Origin of the sequence: Streptomyces thermolilacinus SPC6, assembly GCF_000478605.2 — a bacterium.
Taxonomy (GTDB): Bacteria; Actinomycetota; Actinomycetes; order Streptomycetales; family Streptomycetaceae; genus Streptomyces; species Streptomyces thermolilacinus.
In genome coordinates, this window is the sequence record NZ_ASHX02000001.1 from 5,281,006 (window position 1) to 5,296,992 (window position 15,987).

12 protein-coding genes and 2 pseudogenes are annotated in these 15,987 nt (G+C 74.8%); 8 read left to right on the top strand and 6 right to left on the bottom strand.

The features are described 5' to 3' along the window. Nucleotides 1-172 precede the first annotated feature (172 nt). Nucleotides 173-676, top strand: a complete 504-nt coding sequence (locus J116_RS22845) for a transglycosylase family protein (RefSeq protein WP_394331512.1) — start codon at nucleotides 173-175, stop codon at nucleotides 674-676. Between the two features lie 72 nt (nucleotides 677-748). On the opposite strand, the gene J116_RS22850 is transcribed toward J116_RS22845, so the two are convergent. The 4 genes and pseudogenes from J116_RS22850 to J116_RS22865 form a co-directional block, all read right to left on the bottom strand. Beyond that, the gene (locus J116_RS22850) at nucleotides 749-1,225 is read right to left on the bottom strand and encodes a DUF7919 family protein (RefSeq protein WP_023589410.1); all 477 of its coding nucleotides are present in this window, start codon (nucleotides 1,223-1,225) and stop codon (nucleotides 749-751) included. Nucleotides 1,226-1,268: 43 nt separating this feature from the next. Next, on the bottom strand, nucleotides 1,269-1,973 hold the full coding sequence (locus J116_RS22855; RefSeq protein WP_023589411.1) for an ATP-binding cassette domain-containing protein: 705 nt from the start codon (nucleotides 1,971-1,973) through the stop codon (nucleotides 1,269-1,271). Beyond that, the gene (locus tag J116_RS22860) at nucleotides 1,970-4,639 is read right to left on the bottom strand and encodes an ABC transporter permease subunit (protein ID WP_028964427.1); all 2,670 of its coding nucleotides are present in this window, start codon (nucleotides 4,637-4,639) and stop codon (nucleotides 1,970-1,972) included. The genes J116_RS22855 and J116_RS22860 overlap by 4 nt, the downstream gene beginning before the upstream one ends. A 137-nt stretch (nucleotides 4,640-4,776) precedes the next feature. Beyond that, a pseudogene (locus tag J116_RS22865) lies at nucleotides 4,777-5,169 on the bottom strand (hypothetical protein); the annotation flags it as partial. 74 nt (nucleotides 5,170-5,243) lie between these two features. On the opposite strand from J116_RS22865, the gene J116_RS22870 reads away from it, so the two are divergent. The 5 genes from J116_RS22870 to J116_RS22890 all read left to right on the top strand — a co-directional run bounded on the left by J116_RS22870 (nucleotide 5,244) and on the right by J116_RS22890 (nucleotide 10,423). Continuing rightward, on the top strand, nucleotides 5,244-5,864 hold the full coding sequence (locus tag J116_RS22870) for a hypothetical protein (protein ID WP_235617376.1): 621 nt from the start codon (nucleotides 5,244-5,246) through the stop codon (nucleotides 5,862-5,864). After that, nucleotides 5,842-7,155 carry an ABC transporter substrate-binding protein gene (locus J116_RS22875; RefSeq protein ID WP_023589414.1) on the top strand — a complete coding sequence of 438 codons (1,314 nt, stop codon included), beginning with the start codon at nucleotides 5,842-5,844 and terminating at the stop codon, nucleotides 7,153-7,155. Before J116_RS22870 ends, J116_RS22875 begins: the two co-directional genes overlap by 23 nt. Before the next feature lie 56 nt (nucleotides 7,156-7,211). Beyond that, on the top strand, nucleotides 7,212-8,495 hold the full coding sequence (locus tag J116_RS22880; RefSeq protein WP_023589415.1) for a glycosyltransferase family 4 protein: 1,284 nt from the start codon (nucleotides 7,212-7,214) through the stop codon (nucleotides 8,493-8,495). Next, nucleotides 8,492-9,289, top strand: coding sequence for a hypothetical protein (locus J116_RS22885; protein WP_023589416.1), 798 nt, complete (start codon nucleotides 8,492-8,494; stop codon nucleotides 9,287-9,289). Before J116_RS22880 ends, J116_RS22885 begins: the two co-directional genes overlap by 4 nt. 69 nt (nucleotides 9,290-9,358) lie before the next feature. Beyond that, the gene (locus J116_RS22890; protein ID WP_023589417.1) at nucleotides 9,359-10,423 is read left to right on the top strand and encodes a helix-turn-helix transcriptional regulator; all 1,065 of its coding nucleotides are present in this window, start codon (nucleotides 9,359-9,361) and stop codon (nucleotides 10,421-10,423) included. 10 nt (nucleotides 10,424-10,433) lie between these two features. On the opposite strand, the pseudogene ctaD reads toward J116_RS22890, so the two are convergent. Continuing rightward, nucleotides 10,434-12,008: pseudogene (gene ctaD / locus J116_RS22895) on the bottom strand (aa3-type cytochrome oxidase subunit I); the annotation flags it as partial. A gap of 358 nt (nucleotides 12,009-12,366) precedes the next feature. Here ctaD and J116_RS22900 point away from each other — a divergent pair. Beyond that, nucleotides 12,367-12,582, top strand: coding sequence for a hypothetical protein (locus J116_RS22900; protein WP_023589419.1), 216 nt, complete (start codon nucleotides 12,367-12,369; stop codon nucleotides 12,580-12,582). A gap of 127 nt (nucleotides 12,583-12,709) precedes the next feature. On the opposite strand, the gene J116_RS22905 is transcribed toward J116_RS22900, so the two are convergent. Continuing rightward, complete coding sequence (locus J116_RS22905) at nucleotides 12,710-13,732, bottom strand: phosphatase PAP2 family protein (protein ID WP_023589420.1); 1,023 nt, start codon at nucleotides 13,730-13,732, stop codon at nucleotides 12,710-12,712. Between the two features lie 473 nt (nucleotides 13,733-14,205). Between J116_RS22905 and J116_RS22910 the strand changes: the two genes are divergently transcribed. Further along, nucleotides 14,206-15,978 carry an MFS transporter gene (locus tag J116_RS22910; RefSeq protein WP_023589421.1) on the top strand — a complete coding sequence of 591 codons (1,773 nt, stop codon included), beginning with the start codon at nucleotides 14,206-14,208 and terminating at the stop codon, nucleotides 15,976-15,978. Nucleotides 15,979-15,987 lie beyond the last annotated feature (9 nt).

Genomic DNA, 15,987 nt, shown 5'->3' on the forward strand with positions numbered 1-15,987 from the left:
GTACGCCCGCCAGGGCGCCGGCCCGTACGGCCCGCGGTGCGGCGCCGCTCAGGACGTGCGCGGTGCAACCCCGGACGTGTCGCCCGCGCCGGGTGGTGCCGTCGTGCCGTCGTCCGCGTACGCCGTCCTGGCGGTGCTCGCGCTGACGCTGGGGCTCGCCCTCGTACCGGCCCTGCCGCGGGGCGCGGAGGCCCGCGCCGCCCAGCCGTCCGCCGCCGCGCACGGGTCGCCGCCCGTGTCCGCGCCCGCCGCCTCCTCCGCCGACTGCCCCGGCGACTGGCCCTGGGGGTGCGTCGCCCTCTGCGAGAGCAGCGGCCGCTGGAACGCCGACACCGGCAACGGCTTCTACGGCGGGCTGCAGTTCAAGCAGTCCACGTGGGAGGAGTTCGGGGGCCTGAAGTACGCGCGCCGCGCCGACCTGGCCACCCGCGCCCAGCAGATCACCGTCGCGCAGGAGGTGCTGCGCTGGCAGGGGTGGAAGGCGTGGCCGACGTGCTCGCGCCGGTACGGGCTCTCCGGCCGGTACCACACGGTCGAGCCGGGCGACTCGCTGAGCGCCATGGCCCGTCGCTTCCGCGTCGCGGGCGGCTGGCAGGCCGTGTACGAGGCGAACCGCGACGTGGTGGGCCCCGACCCCGACCTCATCCGCCCGGGCCAGCTGCTGGCCATCCCGTAGGCCCTCGGGGACGGCTCGGCCGTCGCCCCGCCAGGGACGCGCCGGGCGGAGCCTGCCGGAGGGCATCCGCCCTCATTCCAGCAGGTACGCGGCGTCGTCCGGGACCCAGGGGAAGGGCACGTCGGGCCACCTCGCGGCGGCCCACGCGTCGGGATCGACGGCGAGGACGGCGTCGACGAACTCCTGCGGCGGGCGGTAGCCGTGCACGGTGATGTAGTGCGTGACCAGGAACGGAGCGGTGTAGGCGATGCCGGGCCGGCCCGGGATGCGCACCTCTCCGTTCCCTTCCGGAGCTTCTTCCTCCGGACACAGGTCGCAGCCGTGCGTCCCGAGGCAGACGTTCATCCACTGGACCCGCTGGACGGCCCTCAGCCTCTCCACGAACCCCGAGGGGACCGGTCCCGTCGAGTACGGCCTCCCGGCTTCCAGCCACCCGACGGCCAGGCGGGTGTGCCTCGGGCGGTACATGAGCGCGTAGAAGTTCGACTCCCGGTCCGTGAACTCGTCCTGGGTCATGTAGTCGTACTCGCTGAGATCCTCGTAGAACACCCGTGCATCATCGCGGCGGAGCGTGCTCGCCGCTCACGCGTTCTCACGACTCGTCGGACACGGCCCGCGTGTGGGGCAGCCCCGGGCCCCCGAGGAGCCGTCGCGCGGCCGCTTCGCCGGGCTCGCCGCTGAAGGTGATCTCGCCGCGCCGCAGTTCGTGGACGAGCGTGCCGCGCGGCAGGCCGTCGGGGAGCCGCTGTTCGGCCGTGACGAGCGCCGTGCCCCTGGCGCACAGGGCGCCGAGCAGGGCGTACGTACGCTCCGCCACCGGGGGCGACATGCCGAGCGACGGTTCGTCCACGAGCACGACACGCGCGGGCACCGCCAGCGCCCGCGACACGGCGAGCATCCGCCGTTCGCCGCCCGACAGCGTGCCCGCCCGGCGGGGGAGGAGGGGCCGCAGCTCCGGGTAGGCGGCCAGGGCGGCGTCCGGGTCCCCGGCGAGCCGCAGGTTCTCCGCGACGGTCAGCGTGGCGTACACGGCCCGCAGATCCGGTACGAAGCACAGCCCGCGCCGTGCCCGCAGGTGCGGGGGGAGCCGCGTCACGTCGGCGCCGCGCCACAGGACCCGGCCCGCCGACGGGCGCACCGCCCCGGCGAGGGCGCGCAGCACCGTCGTACGGCCGGAGCCGTTGCGGCCGAGCAGCACGGTCGCCGTACCGGCCGGGACGGGCAGGTCCACGCCGTGCAGCGCCTCCAGCGGGCCGTACCGGACCCGTACGGCGCGCAGCTCCATCTCGACGCTCATGTCAGGATCCTCCCCGCCTCCAGGACATGGACGGTGTGCGCGATCCCCGCCACCAGGTCCGGGTCGTGCTCGACGACCAGGACGGCGGTGCCGTCGGCGGCAAGGGCGGCCAGGATCCGGGCGAGCGCCGCGGTCTCGCGCGCGTCCAGTCCGGCGGCGGGCTCGTCCAGCAGCAGCGTGTGCGGCCGCCCCGCGAGCGCCCGGCCCAGTTCGACCCGGCGCAGGACGCCCGTGGGCAGACCGGCGGCGGGGTGGTGCCGTACGGGCCCGTCGAGGCCCAGCAGCCTGAGCGCCTGCTCGGCGGCGGTGTCCGGGGCGGTGCGGAGGTGGCCGCGCTCGGCGCCGAGGCGGACGTTCTCCTCGACGGTCAGGGACGGGAAGAGGGCCGGCTCCTGGAACGTCCGGGCGACACCGAGCCGGGTACGGGCGTGGGCGGGGGCGCGGGTGATGTCGGCGCCGTCGAGCGTGACCTGGCCGGAGGCGGGCCGCACGGTGCCGGCCAGGCAGTGGAACAGGGTGCTCTTGCCCGCCCCGTTTGGCCCCACGAGCGCGGTGACCCGCCCGGGGGTGAGCGCGAGGTGCACCCCGTCCAGCGCGGTCACCCCGCCGTACCGCACGACGAGCCCGACGGCCCGCAGGCGGGGCGGCGGCCCGGCCCCTGCGACCGGCGGGGCCGCCGCGGCGGCCGGGGCCTTTGTGACTGCCAGGGCCGCTGTGGCTCGTGGGGCTCCTGGGGCTGAGCCGCCCCGGTCCGGCCCAGGTCCCGCGCCGGGGGTGTGCCCGGGGGCGGTGCGGGCCGCCGCGGGCCGGGCGGTGTCCGGGCGCCGTCGCCAGGGGCGGCGGGGGCCTGGCGGGGGCTGGGGGAGCAGGGACGTCAGGGGCGGTACGCGGGTGGTCAGCGCGGCCAGCAGGCCGATGACCGCCGCCGCCGCGCCGCCCCGCGCACCCGCGTCCAGGCCCACCAGCAGGGCCGCCGCCAGCAGCGGGGAGAGCAGGCTGTCCGCGCCCAGCACCAGCACCGCCGCGAACCACAGCAGCGCCCGTACCGGGTCGAACGCCGCCGCGTCGAACGCCCGGACGCCCATCGCCAGCAGCCCGCCGCCCAGCGCCGCCAGCGCCGCGCCCGCCACGAACGCCAGGACCTTGAGCGCGGGCACCGGGACGCCCGCCGCCTCCGCGCCCGCCTCGTGGTCCCGCAGCGCCGCCAGCGCCCTGCCCGTACGGCCCCGCCGCAGCGCCGCGACAGCCGCCAGGGCGCCCGCCAGTGCGGCCAGCTCCAGCAGGTAGTAGCCCCGGTCCGTCAGGAACCCGGCGGGCCGCTCCACCGCGAGGCCCGCCGTCGCGTACGGCTGCGCCAGCACGAACCGGCTCACCGCCACGCCCACCGCCAGCGTCACCAGCGCCAGGGCGAGACCGCGCCGCCGGATCGCCGGCCACCCGGTCAGCAGCCCCAGCGGCGCGACCAGCACCACCGCCGCGCCCAGCGCCACCAGCTCGGGCAGCGGCGGCAGCCCCGGCACCCGCCCCGCCGCGAGGAGCGCCGTGAACAGGGCACCGAGACCCGCGTACGCCGCCTGCCCCAGGGAGATCTGACCGCCCCTGCCCGTCACCACCACCAGCGACAGCAGTACCACCGCCAGCGCGGGCACCTGCACCGACGTCCGCAGGTCGGCGCCCGCGAACCCCAGCGGCAGGGCCAGCGCCACCGCCACGCACAGCCACAACCCCGGCGGCACCCGCGCCCCCGCCGTCGTCCCGCGCGGCAGCACGTCGGCCCCGGCCGCGCCCGGCCCGCCCGCGTCCCGCCCGCCGCCCGCGCCCACGGCGGGCACCGCCAGCGCGGCCACCAGCAGCGCCACCACGAACAGGTTCGCGCCGAGCGCCTGCACCAGGGGCCCCGCCCAGCCGCCCGGATGGAACCGCGTCAGCTGCGCCTGCGCCACGCCGAGTGCCAGCGCGGCCCCCACCGCCGCCGGCAGGCTCCGCATCCGGGCCACCACGGCCACGGCGATGACCTCCACGACGAGCAGCGGCAGCCCGTACGGGTCGAGCCGTACGTGCGGCGCCAGCAGCACCCCCGTCAGCCCGGCCGTGAACGACCCGAACGCCCAGCCCGCCGCCGCCACCCGGTCGGCGGCGATCCCGCCCAGCACCGCCAGCTCCCGGTTGTCCACCACGGCCCGCAGCTCCCGCCCCAGCCGCGTCCACCGGGTCACCGCGCCCACCGCGCAGGCCACCGCCACGGCGACCGCCACCTGCGCCCACGGGTCGTCGCCCAGCAGCACCGGCGCGTCCGCCCGCGCCCCGCCGCCCCACAGCAGCGCGGCGCCGCCCACCAGCAGGACGAACACGCCGATCGACGCCACCAGGGTCCGCGCCGGACCGGCCCCCGACAGCGCGGCGGGCCGGAACACCGCCCGGTCCAGCACCAGGCCGATGCCCGGCGCGACCAGCAGCAGCGTCACGCACGCGGCGGGCCCGAGCGGCCAGCCCCACTCGACCACCAGCTGGCGCAGCACGTACGCGCAGACCATGGCGACCGCGCCGTGCGCCAGGTTCAGCACGCCCGTCGCCCGGTACGTGACGATCAGCCCGACCCCGGTGAGCGCCGCCGCGCTGCCGACCGCCAGACCGGCGAGGAACAGCTCGTACGTCAGCGAGCTCACGACCGCCCGGCCCCGGCGCCCGCCGCCGGACCACCCGGCTCGCCCCCACCGCCGAGCCCGCCAGGACCAAGCGGCCCGCCCCCACCGCCGAGCCCGCCCGGCCCCTCCGGGCCGGCCTCGTCGCCGTCCCCACCGCCCGGCTCGCACACCGGGCACGGGGCGAGCGCCGCTCCGCCCACCGGGACGACCCCGGGGCGCCCGGCCACCAGGGGGCAGTCGGGGCGGTGCGCCAGGGTGCCGTCCGGCACCCGTACGGGTGGTTCCTCCGACGACGGCCGGAAGGCCCCGCCGCCTGGGTCCTCCGACGGGCCTCCGCCACCGGCGGCACCGCCCGCCACGGCCCGTACGCCCGCCGCCGCCCACACCGCGCCCGCCACGACCAGCGCGGCGCCCGGAACCGTACCGGACGCCAGGTAGGGCAGCTGACGCTCCGCGAACCGCTCGCCTGACACGCCGTACCAGCCGAGTACGCACAGCACGGCGCCCACGGCGAGGGCGACGAGACCGCCCCACCACAGCAGTCGCGGCATCGGGACCCCTTCGCGCTACTCCACTGGCGACACATAGTGATTCCTTGCACTATGCCCGTGAATGTCCTTTTCCCGTGCAGTCAGAGACCCCGGTGGTGACCCAGATGGTCCACGCGACCCCCCGCAGGGCCCGCAGGCGCGGCGCAGCGCTGGCGACGGCCGCAGTCCTCGCCCTCGTACCGCTGGCCGCGGCGTGCGGCGACGGCGACGACGCCAGCGTCGGCCCGCAGTCCCCCGACATCCAGACGACCTCCGAGGCCGCGAGCCCCACGACGTCACCGACCGCGTCGCCGACGGGCTCTCCCGCCGGCTCGCCCACGGCGACCGGCACCGCGCCCGCCGACCCGAAGGACGCGGAGGAGGAGATCCGCGAGAACTGGGTGAAGTTCTTCGACCCCAAGACCTCCGCCGAGGACCGCGTCGAACTCGTGGAGAACGGCGAGCAGATGCGCCCGGTCCTGGAGGCCTTCGCCAAGGACCCGAACGCCGCCAAGTCCTCCGCCCGCGTCAAGGCGGTCTCCTTCACCTCAGCCACGCAGGCGGACGTCACCTACGACGTGCTCGTCGGCGCCCGGCCCGCACTGCCCGACTCCAAGGGCACCGCCGTCCTCCAGGACGACACGTGGAAGGTCTCCCGCAACACCCTCTGCGCGCTGGTGAAGCTCAGCGGCGATGCGGCCGTCCCGGGCTGCTGACCCGCTCCTCCGGGCGGCGCTCGCGCTCCTCGTCACGCTGAGCGCCGCCTGCGGAAGCCGCCTGCCCGAGCGGGACTCCGCCTCCCCGCCCGCCGCCACACCGGAGGGCGGACCGCCGATCCGCGTCGGCGTCATCACCAGCGCCACCAGCCCCGTCGGCGGCGACGCGTTCACCGGCCCGCGCGACGGGGCGCTCGCCTACTTCGCGGCGCTCAACGCGCGCGGCGGCGTCGACGGCCGCCGTGTCGAGCCGGTCACGTGCGACGACGGCGGCAGCGGCGTCGGCAACCACACCTGCGTCACCGAACTCGTCGAGGAGCGGAAGGTGTTCGCCCTCGTCGCCACCACCGCCCTCGACTACGCGGCCGCGTCCCGCGTCTCGCGCGCGGGCGTCCCCGACATCGGCGGCCAGCCCATCGGCCCCGCCTACGACACGTACCCGCACCTGTACGGAATCTACGGCAGCTCCGCGCCCCGCACCGGAGGCCGCCCCGGCTGGAACGGCGTCCTCTACGGCGGCACCGAGGTCTACCGCTACTTCAAGCGGGCCCACGGCGCCCGCACCGCCGCCGTCGTCTCCTACAACCAGCCGTCCTCAGCCGCCTACGCCCGCCTCGTGACCCGCGGCCTCGAAGCGGAGGGGTACCGGGTCGTCACCGAACAGGTCGACTTCGCCCTGCCCAACTTCCGCGCGGTCGCCGCCGATCTGCGCGCCCAGCGGCCCGACCTGGTCCTCGACGCCCTCGACAGCCACGGCAACGCCCGGCTGTGCGAGGCGATGGACGCGGTCGGCGCGATCCCCGTCGCGAAGGTCACCAACGTCCAGAACTGGAACTCCGCCGTCCCCGACGCGTACGCCAAGGCCCCGCGCTGCCGCAACGCCCTGTGGGCGACCGGCGCCAGCCGCAGCCACGACGACACCTCCCACCCCGCCGTACGGGAGTTCCGCGCCGCCATGGACGCCCACGCCAAGGGCGTGACCCTCCGCTCCCAGTGGCAGCTGGAGGGCTGGGCGGCCGCCATGTGGTTCACCGACGCGGCCCGCGCCTGCCTCGCCGCCGGGCCGCGCGGCCTCACCCGCGCCTGTGTCGAGCGGTACCTGACGCGCCGTGAGCCGTACACCGCGCGCGGTCTGCTGCTCCCCGTACGGTTCGAACGCCTCGCCCGGCCGCCCCGCACCCGCCGCACCTGCCTGTCCGTCGCCCGCTGGCGGGACGGCGAAGGCTGGGTCTCCCAGGGCGACATGAACGACAACTGCGCCACCGTCCCCCAGCTCGGCTACCGCCCGTGATGGCCAAGTACAGTCCACCCTTGACGACCTATCGACCTGGGGGACCCGGCCACGCGATGCACATCTCCTTCCTGCTCCACAACGCGTACGGCATCGGCGGCACCATCCGCACGACCTTCAACCTCGCCGAGGCGCTCGCCGCCCGCCACGACGTGGAGATCGTGTCCGTCTTCCGCCACCGCGACGAGCCGACCCTCGGCACGCCCGCGGGCGTGACCATGAAGCACCTCGTGGACCTGCGCAAGCACAGCCCCGGCTACGACGGCGACCACCCCGACTACCGGCGGCCCGCCAAGGTCTTCCCGCGCGGCGACGGCCGCTGGAAGCAGTACAGCCGCCTCACCGACGCGAGGATCGCCGCGCACCTGAGGACCCTGGAGGCGGACGTCGTCGTCGGCACCCGCCCCGGCCTCAACGTGCACATCGCCCGGCAGACCCGCCGCGGCCCCGTCCGCGTCGGTCAGGAACACCTCACCCTCGACAGCCACGGCTACCGGCTGCGCCGCGAGATCGGCTTCCGCTACCCGCTGCTCGACGCCGTCACCACCGTCACCGAGGCCGACGCCCGCTCGTACCGCACCAGGCTGAGACTGCCCGGCGTCCGCATCGACGCCGTCCCCAACAGCGTCCCCGCGCCGAGCGTCGAACCGGCCGACTCCACCGCCAAGTGGGTCGTCGCCGCGGGCCGGCTCACCAAGGTCAAGCGGTACGACCTGCTGGTCGAGGCGTTCGCGAAGGTCGTCACCGCCCGCCCCGACTGGCGGCTGCGGATCTACGGCTCCGGCGACGCCACCGGCAACGAGAAGAGCGCCCTGCGCGCCCTGATCGAGCGGCACGGACTGCACAACCACGTCTACCTCATGGGCCCCGCCAACCCCCTCGAACCGGAGTGGGTCAAGGGCTCCATCGCCGCCGTCACCTCCCGCCTGGAGTCCTTCGGCATGACCATCGTCGAGGCGATGCGCTGCGGCCTGCCCGTCGTCTCCACCGACTGCCCGCACGGCCCGCGCGAGATCATCGAGGACGGCGTGGACGGCAGGCTCGTCCCGGTCGGCGACGCCGACGCCGTCGCGGAGGCGCTGCTCGCCCTCATCGAGGACGACGACCTGCGCCGCCGCTACGGGCGGGCCGCGCTGGAGGCGTCGAGCCGCTTCGACCCCGTACGCATCGCGGAGCGGCACGAGGCGCTCTGGGCCGAACTGGTCGCCCGTGGCCCGGGCGCGGCCTCGCGCGGCCGGGGCCGGGACGCGCTGCACCGGGCGCGCGGAGCGGTGCTCGACCTCGCGTTCACCGCCCGCTACAAGGCCGCCGACATCCTGCGGAAGGGGAAGCCCGCATGACCGGGACCACGGGCACGGCCCGGCACCACGCCCCGCGCGCCCACTGCGTGGCGGACTCGGCGGGCGGGCTCACCTTCGACATGGCGGGCCATGAACCGGGCGGCCCGGTGGAGCCCGTCCTGCTGCTGAGCCGACGCGGCGCCGACCCCGCCGACGAGGTCGGGCTGCCGCTCACCCCGGCCGGGGACGGCCGCTCCCGCGCGGTCCTGCCGAGCACCGTCGAACTGGCCGAGGGCCACTGGGACGTGTCCGTCGCGGGCCGGCCGGTGGAGCCGGGGATCCGCGACGTGCGGGCCCTGGTGGACCGCGTCCCCGAGGCGTCCGGGCCGGTCTGTGCCCGCGTCCCGTACCCCACGCCGGACGGGCGGCTCGCCGTGCGCAGCTGGCTGCGCCCCCGGCACGCCGAGGCCGGCGACCTGGCCTTCGGGGACGGCGGCTGCACGGTCGAGGTCCGGCTGTACGGCGCCGAGCCGGGCGAGGGCGCGGTGGCCGAGGCGCGGTGGGGCCCCCAGGCGCACCAGGTGCCGGTGGTCGGCGGCGAGGGCGGCGCGTTCGCCTTCACGCTGCCGTACGGGACGCTCGCCGAGCCTCCGCCGGACAAGCAGCGGATGTGGCAGCTGTGGCTGCGGCCCTCCGCCGGTGCCGAACCGGTGCGGATCGCCCGGGTCCTGGACGACCTGTGGGACCGCAGGGGCGTCTTCGTGTACCCGGAGACCGAGGGCGACGGGTTCCGCGCGGCGCCCTGCTACAGCGCCGACAACGAGCTCTGCGTCAGGGTCGTCCCGGTCCCGTAGCGGCTCTTCGCCGGACGCCGTCGCGGAAGCGGACCGTTCCTGTCCGCGACGGCTGGCAGACTCGCGCCCATGTTGGAGACCTCGGCACGACTGCTGCGTCTGCTGTCCCTGCTCCAGGCCCACCGGGACTGGTCCGGCGCCGCCCTCGCGGAGCGGCTCGGCGTCACCCCGCGCACGGTACGCCGCGACGTGGACCGGCTGCGGGAGCTCGGCTACCCGGTGCACGCCACCCCCGGCACGGGCGGCGGCTACCAGCTCGGGGCGGGCGCCCAGCTCCCGCCGCTGCTGCTGGACGACGAGGAGGCCGTCGCCGTCGCCGTGGGGCTGCGCACCGCGGCCGGGCGCGGCGTGGCGGGCATCGGCGAGACGTCCCTGCGCGCCCTGGCCAAACTGGACCAGGTGCTGCCCGCGCGGCTGCGGCGCCGGGTGAGCGCGCTGACCTCGTACACCGTGCCGGCCATGCGCGTCCCGTCGGAGGACCAGCAGGCGGACGCGGCGGTCCTCACGGAGCTGGCGGGCGCCTGCCGGGACAGTGAGCGGCTGCGCTTCGCGTACCGGGACCACAACGGCGCGAGCAGCCGCCGTACGGTCGAGCCGCACCGGCTCGTGTGCACCGAGCGCCGCTGGTACCTGGTGGCCTGGGACGTGGACCGGGACGACTGGCGGACGTTCCGCGTGGACCGGATCACCCCGACCCCGCCGCACGGGCCCCGGTTCGAGCCGCGCACCCCGCCCGCCGAGGACCTGGCCGCCTATGTGTCGCGGGGCGTGTCCACGGCGGCGTACGCCGAGCGCGCGGTGATACGGCTGCACACGTCCGCGCAGGACGCGGCGCAGGTCGTCGGCGTGTTCGGCGGCGTGGTGGAGGCGGAGGGCGACACGACGTGCCTGCTGCGCACCGGCGCCCCCACCCTCGATGTGCTCGTGGTGCATCTGATGCTGCTGGGTCTGGAGTTCGAGGTGGTCGAGCCGGGCGAGCTGGTCGGCCACCTCAGTTCGGTTCGCGACCGCCTGAACCGCGCCCTGGACCGCTCGGCCGCTCGGCAGGGTCCGACGGGGCGTCCCGCTCCGGACGCTGGTAGGTCGCGTAGCGCGGATGGTGCAGGTCGAACGCGGGGGACTCCGACCGGATGAGCGGGATGGCCCGGAAGTTGTGCCGGGGCGGCGGGCAGGAGGTCGCCCACTCCAGCGACCGCCCGAACCCCCACGGGTCGTCCACCGTCACCTTCGGCGCGTACCTGGCCGTCCGCCACACGTTGTAGAGGAACGGCAGGGTGGAGGCGCCCAGCAGGAACGCGCCGATGGTGGACGCCGTGTTGAGCGCGGTGAACCCGTCGGCGGCGAGGTAGTCCGCGTACCGGCGGGGCATGCCCTCCGCGCCGAGCCAGTGGTGTACCAGGAACGTCAGGTGGAAGCCGGTGAACAGCGTCCAGAAGTGGATCTTTCCGAGCCGCTCGTCCAGCATCCGCCCGGTGAACTTCGGCCACCAGAAGTGGAAGCCCGCGAACATCGCGAAGACGACCGTGCCGAACACGACGTAGTGGAAGTGGCCGACGACGAAGTACGAGTCGGTGACGTGGAAGTCCAGCGGAGGAGAGGCGAGCAGCACGCCCGTCAGCCCGCCGAAGAGGAACGACACGAGGAACCCGACCGCCCACAGCATCGGCGTCTCGAAGCTGAGCGAACCCTTCAGCATCGTCCCGGTCCAGTTGAAGAACTTCACCCCGGTCGGCACGGCGATGAGGAACGACATGAACGAGAAGAACGGCAGCAGCACCGCCCCGGTGGCGAACATGTGGTGCGCCCACACGACCACCGACAGTCCGGTGATGGCCGTGGTCGCCGCGACCAGCGTCAGATATCCGAAGATCGGCTTCCGGGCGAAGACCGGGATGATCTCGGTGATGATGCCGAAGAACGGCAGCGCGATGATGTACACCTCGGGGTGGCCGAAGAACCAGAACAGGTGCTGCCACAGCAGCGCCCCGCCCCACTGCGGCGCGAACACGACGGACCCGAACTGCCGGTCCGCCTCCAGCACCAGCAGCGCCGCCGCCAGCACGGGGAACGCGATCAGCACCAGCACCGACGTGAACAGCACGTTCCAGGTGAAGATCGGCATCCGGAACATCGTCATCCCCGGCGCGCGCATGCCGATGATCGTCGCCAGGAAGTTCACCGAGCCGAGGATCGTGCCGAACCCGGAGAGCGCGAGCCCCATGATCCACAGGTCGGCGCCGATCCCCGGCGTGCGGACCTCCGAGTTGAGCGGGGCGTACGCGAACCAGCCGAAGCTCGCCGCCCCCGTCGGCACCAGCAGCGAACCGAGCACGATCAGCCCGCCGAAGAGGAACAGCCAGTACGACAGCATGTTCAGCCGGGGAAAGGCCACGTCGGGCGAGCCGATCTGGAGCGGCACGATCTCGTTGGCGAACCCGGCGAAGGTCGGCGTCGCGAACAGCAGCAGCATGATCGTGCCGTGCAGCGTGAACGCCTGGTTGAACTGGTCGTTGCTGATCAGCTGAAGTCCGGGGCGGGCGAGTTCCGCGCGCATCAGCAGCGCCAGCACCCCGGCGATCAGGAAGAACGCGAACGAGGTGATCAGATAAAGGTGGCCGATCTTCTTGTGGTCGGTGGTCGTCAGCCAGTCCACCACCACCCTGCCGCGCTGCCGGACGGGCGGCGCCGGGGCGGCCGCCCGGACGGTGTCGATCCCCATCAGTACCCCTCCGTATCGGCTCCTGTCGGCCCGTTCTCCGCCTCAGATGCTCGCGGGCGGCCACCGGCAACAGCGTCGTTCACGCCGTCGGGAAATGCGGGAATCGTGTGGAGAGCCGGTGAATCAAAGGTGGCCGCCGGTGTTAGGATGACGCCGTCCGAGGGAATTCGCGAGGCCGTCGAACACGGGTCGCCCGGACTTCGGGGAATAGCCGGGGAAAGCCTCCCACCAGCCCCTTTCGGGGCCACCCGCCGGGAAAACCGTCCGATAAACGCCGACCGGTTCGCTGTGACATACATGTGACAGACCGCGTACCCGAAGATGGCGATACCCGTGTAGGGCCGCCTACGGTGAACCCATGGCACCGATACCCACCACACCCCCCGCACGGCCCGACGAGCCCGAGGCGTACGTCGGTCTCGACGACCGGGAAGCCGAGCGCCGCGCCCGCTCGCGCGGCTGGACGACCGTGAGGGCGCTCCCGCCCGGCGCCTTCATCACGCTCGAGTACCTGGAGGGCCGGATCAACTTCGAGGTACGGGACCGCACCGTCACCCGCTGCTGGGTCGGCTGAGCCCCCGCCTCCCTTCCTCACGCGGCCCCGGCCGGTGCGTAACGCGAGTACGGGACGCGAGTACGGGGAAGGCCCCGGCGCTCCCGGCGCCGGGGCCTTCCCCTGGGCACGACCGCTCCGCGGCGGCTCAGCCGCCCGTCGCCGGGCGGGAACGCGGCGGTCTGCGGCTGCCCGCCGGGGTGACCGGCGTCCGCTCGGACCGCAGCACCGCGTGCGTACGGGGCTGGGACAGCGTCGTGCGGATGCTCGACGCGTGCGCCCCGGCACCGGACGCCCCGGCGCCCGCCGCCGTCTCGCGCACCGGCTCCTCCAGGCCCTCGGCGGCCCGCTGCGGCTGCATGGCCGGCAGCAGCCCGCCCGTGGCGACCGGCGCCACCGGCAGCGCGGGCGCGGAGGCACGGCCGCGACGGCCCTCCCGCAGCCGGTCGCGCAGCCGGTCCCTTGCCGACAGGATCGCGACCTCGGCGTGCCCGATCAGCGGCTCGCACCACGGCAGGCCCAGCAGGATCAGCAGACCGGCGGCCCAGCCCAGCAGCACATCGCTCAGCCAGTGCGTACCGAGATAGACGGTGGTGAGACCGACCCCCAGGGCGACCACGGCGGAAAGCGCCGACAGATAGCGGCGCGCCCGCGGAGTGGTGGCCAGATAGGAGAGGATGCCCCAGGTCACCACGGCATTCGCGGTGTGCCCGGACGGGAATATATCGCCGCCCGCGAACAGCTCGGCCGAGCCGATCTGTGTCGCGTAATGCGGGCCGAGCCGGCCCAGGCCGATCTTCACGGCACCCACCGTGACGTTCAGCAGCAGCAGCGCCGTGCCCAGTACGAGCAGCGGGCGCAGGGTGTGCTGCCGCCACGACCGCCAGCCGAGCCAGGCCGCCACCATCACCGCCGTCGGGCCCCGCTGGCCGAGCACCACGAAGTAGTCGAGCGGCGCGTGCAGCTCCGGCCACTGCTGGTACGGCCGGAACAGCATGACCTTCCAGTCGATGAGCACCAGCCAGGTCGACGCGAGCACGGCCACGACGATGGCCAGATAGAACACGGACGTCCCGCCGAAGAGGGCGAGACGCGTGCGGCTCATCCGCGGGATCTCTATCTTCGGCGGTTCCGGCTCCCGGTCCAGTCGGGCAAAGATGTCGGTACGCACCCAATCGACGTTACAGGGAGTGAGCGTCGGGCCAGGCCGTTCCGGTCTCTTTGTGATGACGATGTGATGTGGAGTGGGTCTCGGTGGCTGTTTATCCGATGCTTATCCATAAAGCGGCGGGGCGGTCCTTTGAATGATGTGCCGCCTTCTTGCGTAAGTCTGTTTGTGTGCTGTGCGAAAACCCGCTCGGCCGTGTCGGGCGTCTGAATTCGTACGCCGTTCGGGCCACGCCCGGCGTGTCGCGCCCGCCGTCCCACGTGGCGCACGCCACACTCCCGTCCCCGTTCCGGTGAGAGGTGGGCCACGCACCACTCGCCCCGTGTCACGTAGGCTGACGTCTCGCTCGCCCGCCCCCGACCGGCCGACCGCTCGGCCCGGGGGACCACCAGATGCCGGGCCGCCCCGCGGAACGTCCCCTTCCCCGGCCGGCGCCCGCCGAGCGCGAGAGTTCGTTCCACGCGGGAGGTACCTACATGTCGGGAACGACCACGGCCGAAGCGCGTCCGCGCGCAGCCGGCGGCGGTGCCAACCGCTGGGTCGTCCTGTTCGTCCTCTGTGTGAGCCTGCTGCTGGTCGCCCTGGACGCGACCGTCCTCCACGTCGCCGTCCCCGCGGTCACCGAGGACCTCAGGCCCAGCTCCACCGCCCTGCTCTGGATCGTCGACGCCTACCCCCTCGTCTGCGCCTCGCTGCTGATCCTCTTCGGCACGCTCGGCGACCGGGTGGGGAGACGGCGTGTCCTCCTCGGCGGCTACACGCTGTTCGGCGTGGCGTCCGCCGTCGCCGCGATGGCCGACACGCCGACGGTCCTCATCGCCGCCCGGGTGCTGCTCGGTGTCGGCGGCGCGATGATCATGCCGGCCACGCTGTCCATCCTCCGCGCCGTCTTCCCCGACCGGCGCGAACGGGCCACGGCCATCGGCATCTGGACGGCCGTCGCCGCGATCGGCGCCGCCACCGGGCCCGTACTCGGCGGGTTCCTGGTCGAGCACTTCTGGTGGGGCTCGGTCTTCCTGATCAACATTCCGCTGATGGCGCTGATCCTCCCGGCCGGCCGCTGGCTGCTGCCCGAGTCGCGGGGCAGCGGCGACGGCCCCTGGGACGTGCTAGGGGCGCTGATGGCCGCCGCCGGTGTCCTCGGCGTGGTCCTCGGCGTCAAGCGGACCGGCGCGGGCGACCCCTTCCTCAGCGCCGCCACCCTCGGCCCGCTCCTCGTCGGCGCCGCGCTGCTCGCCCTCTTCGTGCGGCGGCAGCGGCGCCACACCCACCCGCTGATCGACATGCGGCTGTTCTCGCGGGCCGGGTTCACCACGTCCGTCGGCTGCATCGTCCTCGCCATGCTGGCGCTGGTCGGCCTCCAGCTGATCGCCGTCCAGTACCTCCAGCTGGTCCTGGACCTGGGGCCGATGGAGACCGGGCTGCGGCTGCTGCCGCTGACCTTCGCCGCGATGGCGGCCGGCGCCACCGGCTCGTACACGCTCGCCCGGCTCGGCCCGCGCCGGATGGTCTCCGGCGGCTTCGTGCTGACCGCCGGGTCCGTGCTGCTGCTCGTCCTCATGGGTGAGCACGACCGGCCGCTGCTGCTGACGGTGGGCTTCGTGCTGCTCGGCTTCGGCCTCCAGACCACGCTGTTCGCGGCGTACGAGTCGATGCTCAGCGAGGCGCCCGCCGAGAGCGCGGGCGGCGCCGCGGCCATCGGCGAGACGTCGTACCAGCTCGGCGCGGGCATGGGCATCGCCCTGCTCGGCAGCGTCATGAACGCCGCCTACGCGCCCGGCCTCACCGGTGTGCCCGGGGTCCCCGCCGGGGCGAGCGCCGCGGCGGCCAACTCGCTGGGCGAGGCGTACCAGGTCGCGGAGCGGCTCGGCGGCGAGGCCGGGGAGGCGTTGTACCGGGCCGCGCGCCACGCCTTCGTCCACGGGCTCCACGTCACGCTGGTGGTCAGCGCCGCGCTGCTGCTGGCGGGCGCGGTCATGGCGCTGCGGCTGCCCCGGGTGATGGACCCGCAGACCGCCGACCCGGACGACCTCGGCCCGACGGGCCCCGGCCCCGAGGACGGCGGGGGCTCCGACGGCGCGGCCGGCGGTGGCGGGACGGAGGTCCGTACCGGTCCCGGCGGGATCGCCGTCCCCGTGCCGCGCGAGGTGCGTGACGCGCCGGACACGAGCGAAGCCCACGGCGTGTCGCGGGGGGCCGTACGGCACGCCCCGGCGGAGCCGGCCGGCTCTGGACGCACGGCGCACTGAGCCGTAACG

What these genes read in the sequence shown, in the direction of transcription:
- J116_RS22855 (WP_023589411.1), bottom strand. Translation starts at nt 1,973, where the DNA reads ATGAGCGTCGAGATGGAGCTGCGCGCCGTACGGGTCCGGTACGGCCCG.
- J116_RS22875 (WP_023589414.1), top strand. Translation starts at nt 5,842, where the DNA reads ATGCGGCCGTCCCGGGCTGCTGACCCGCTCCTCCGGGCGGCGCTCGCG.
- J116_RS22880 (WP_023589415.1), top strand. Translation starts at nt 7,212, where the DNA reads ATGCACATCTCCTTCCTGCTCCACAACGCGTACGGCATCGGCGGCACC.
- J116_RS22885 (WP_023589416.1), top strand. Translation starts at nt 8,492, where the DNA reads ATGACCGGGACCACGGGCACGGCCCGGCACCACGCCCCGCGCGCCCAC.
- J116_RS22890 (WP_023589417.1), top strand. Translation starts at nt 9,359, where the DNA reads ATGTTGGAGACCTCGGCACGACTGCTGCGTCTGCTGTCCCTGCTCCAG.
- J116_RS22900 (WP_023589419.1), top strand. Translation starts at nt 12,367, where the DNA reads ATGGCACCGATACCCACCACACCCCCCGCACGGCCCGACGAGCCCGAG.
- J116_RS22910 (WP_023589421.1), top strand. Translation starts at nt 14,206, where the DNA reads ATGTCGGGAACGACCACGGCCGAAGCGCGTCCGCGCGCAGCCGGCGGC.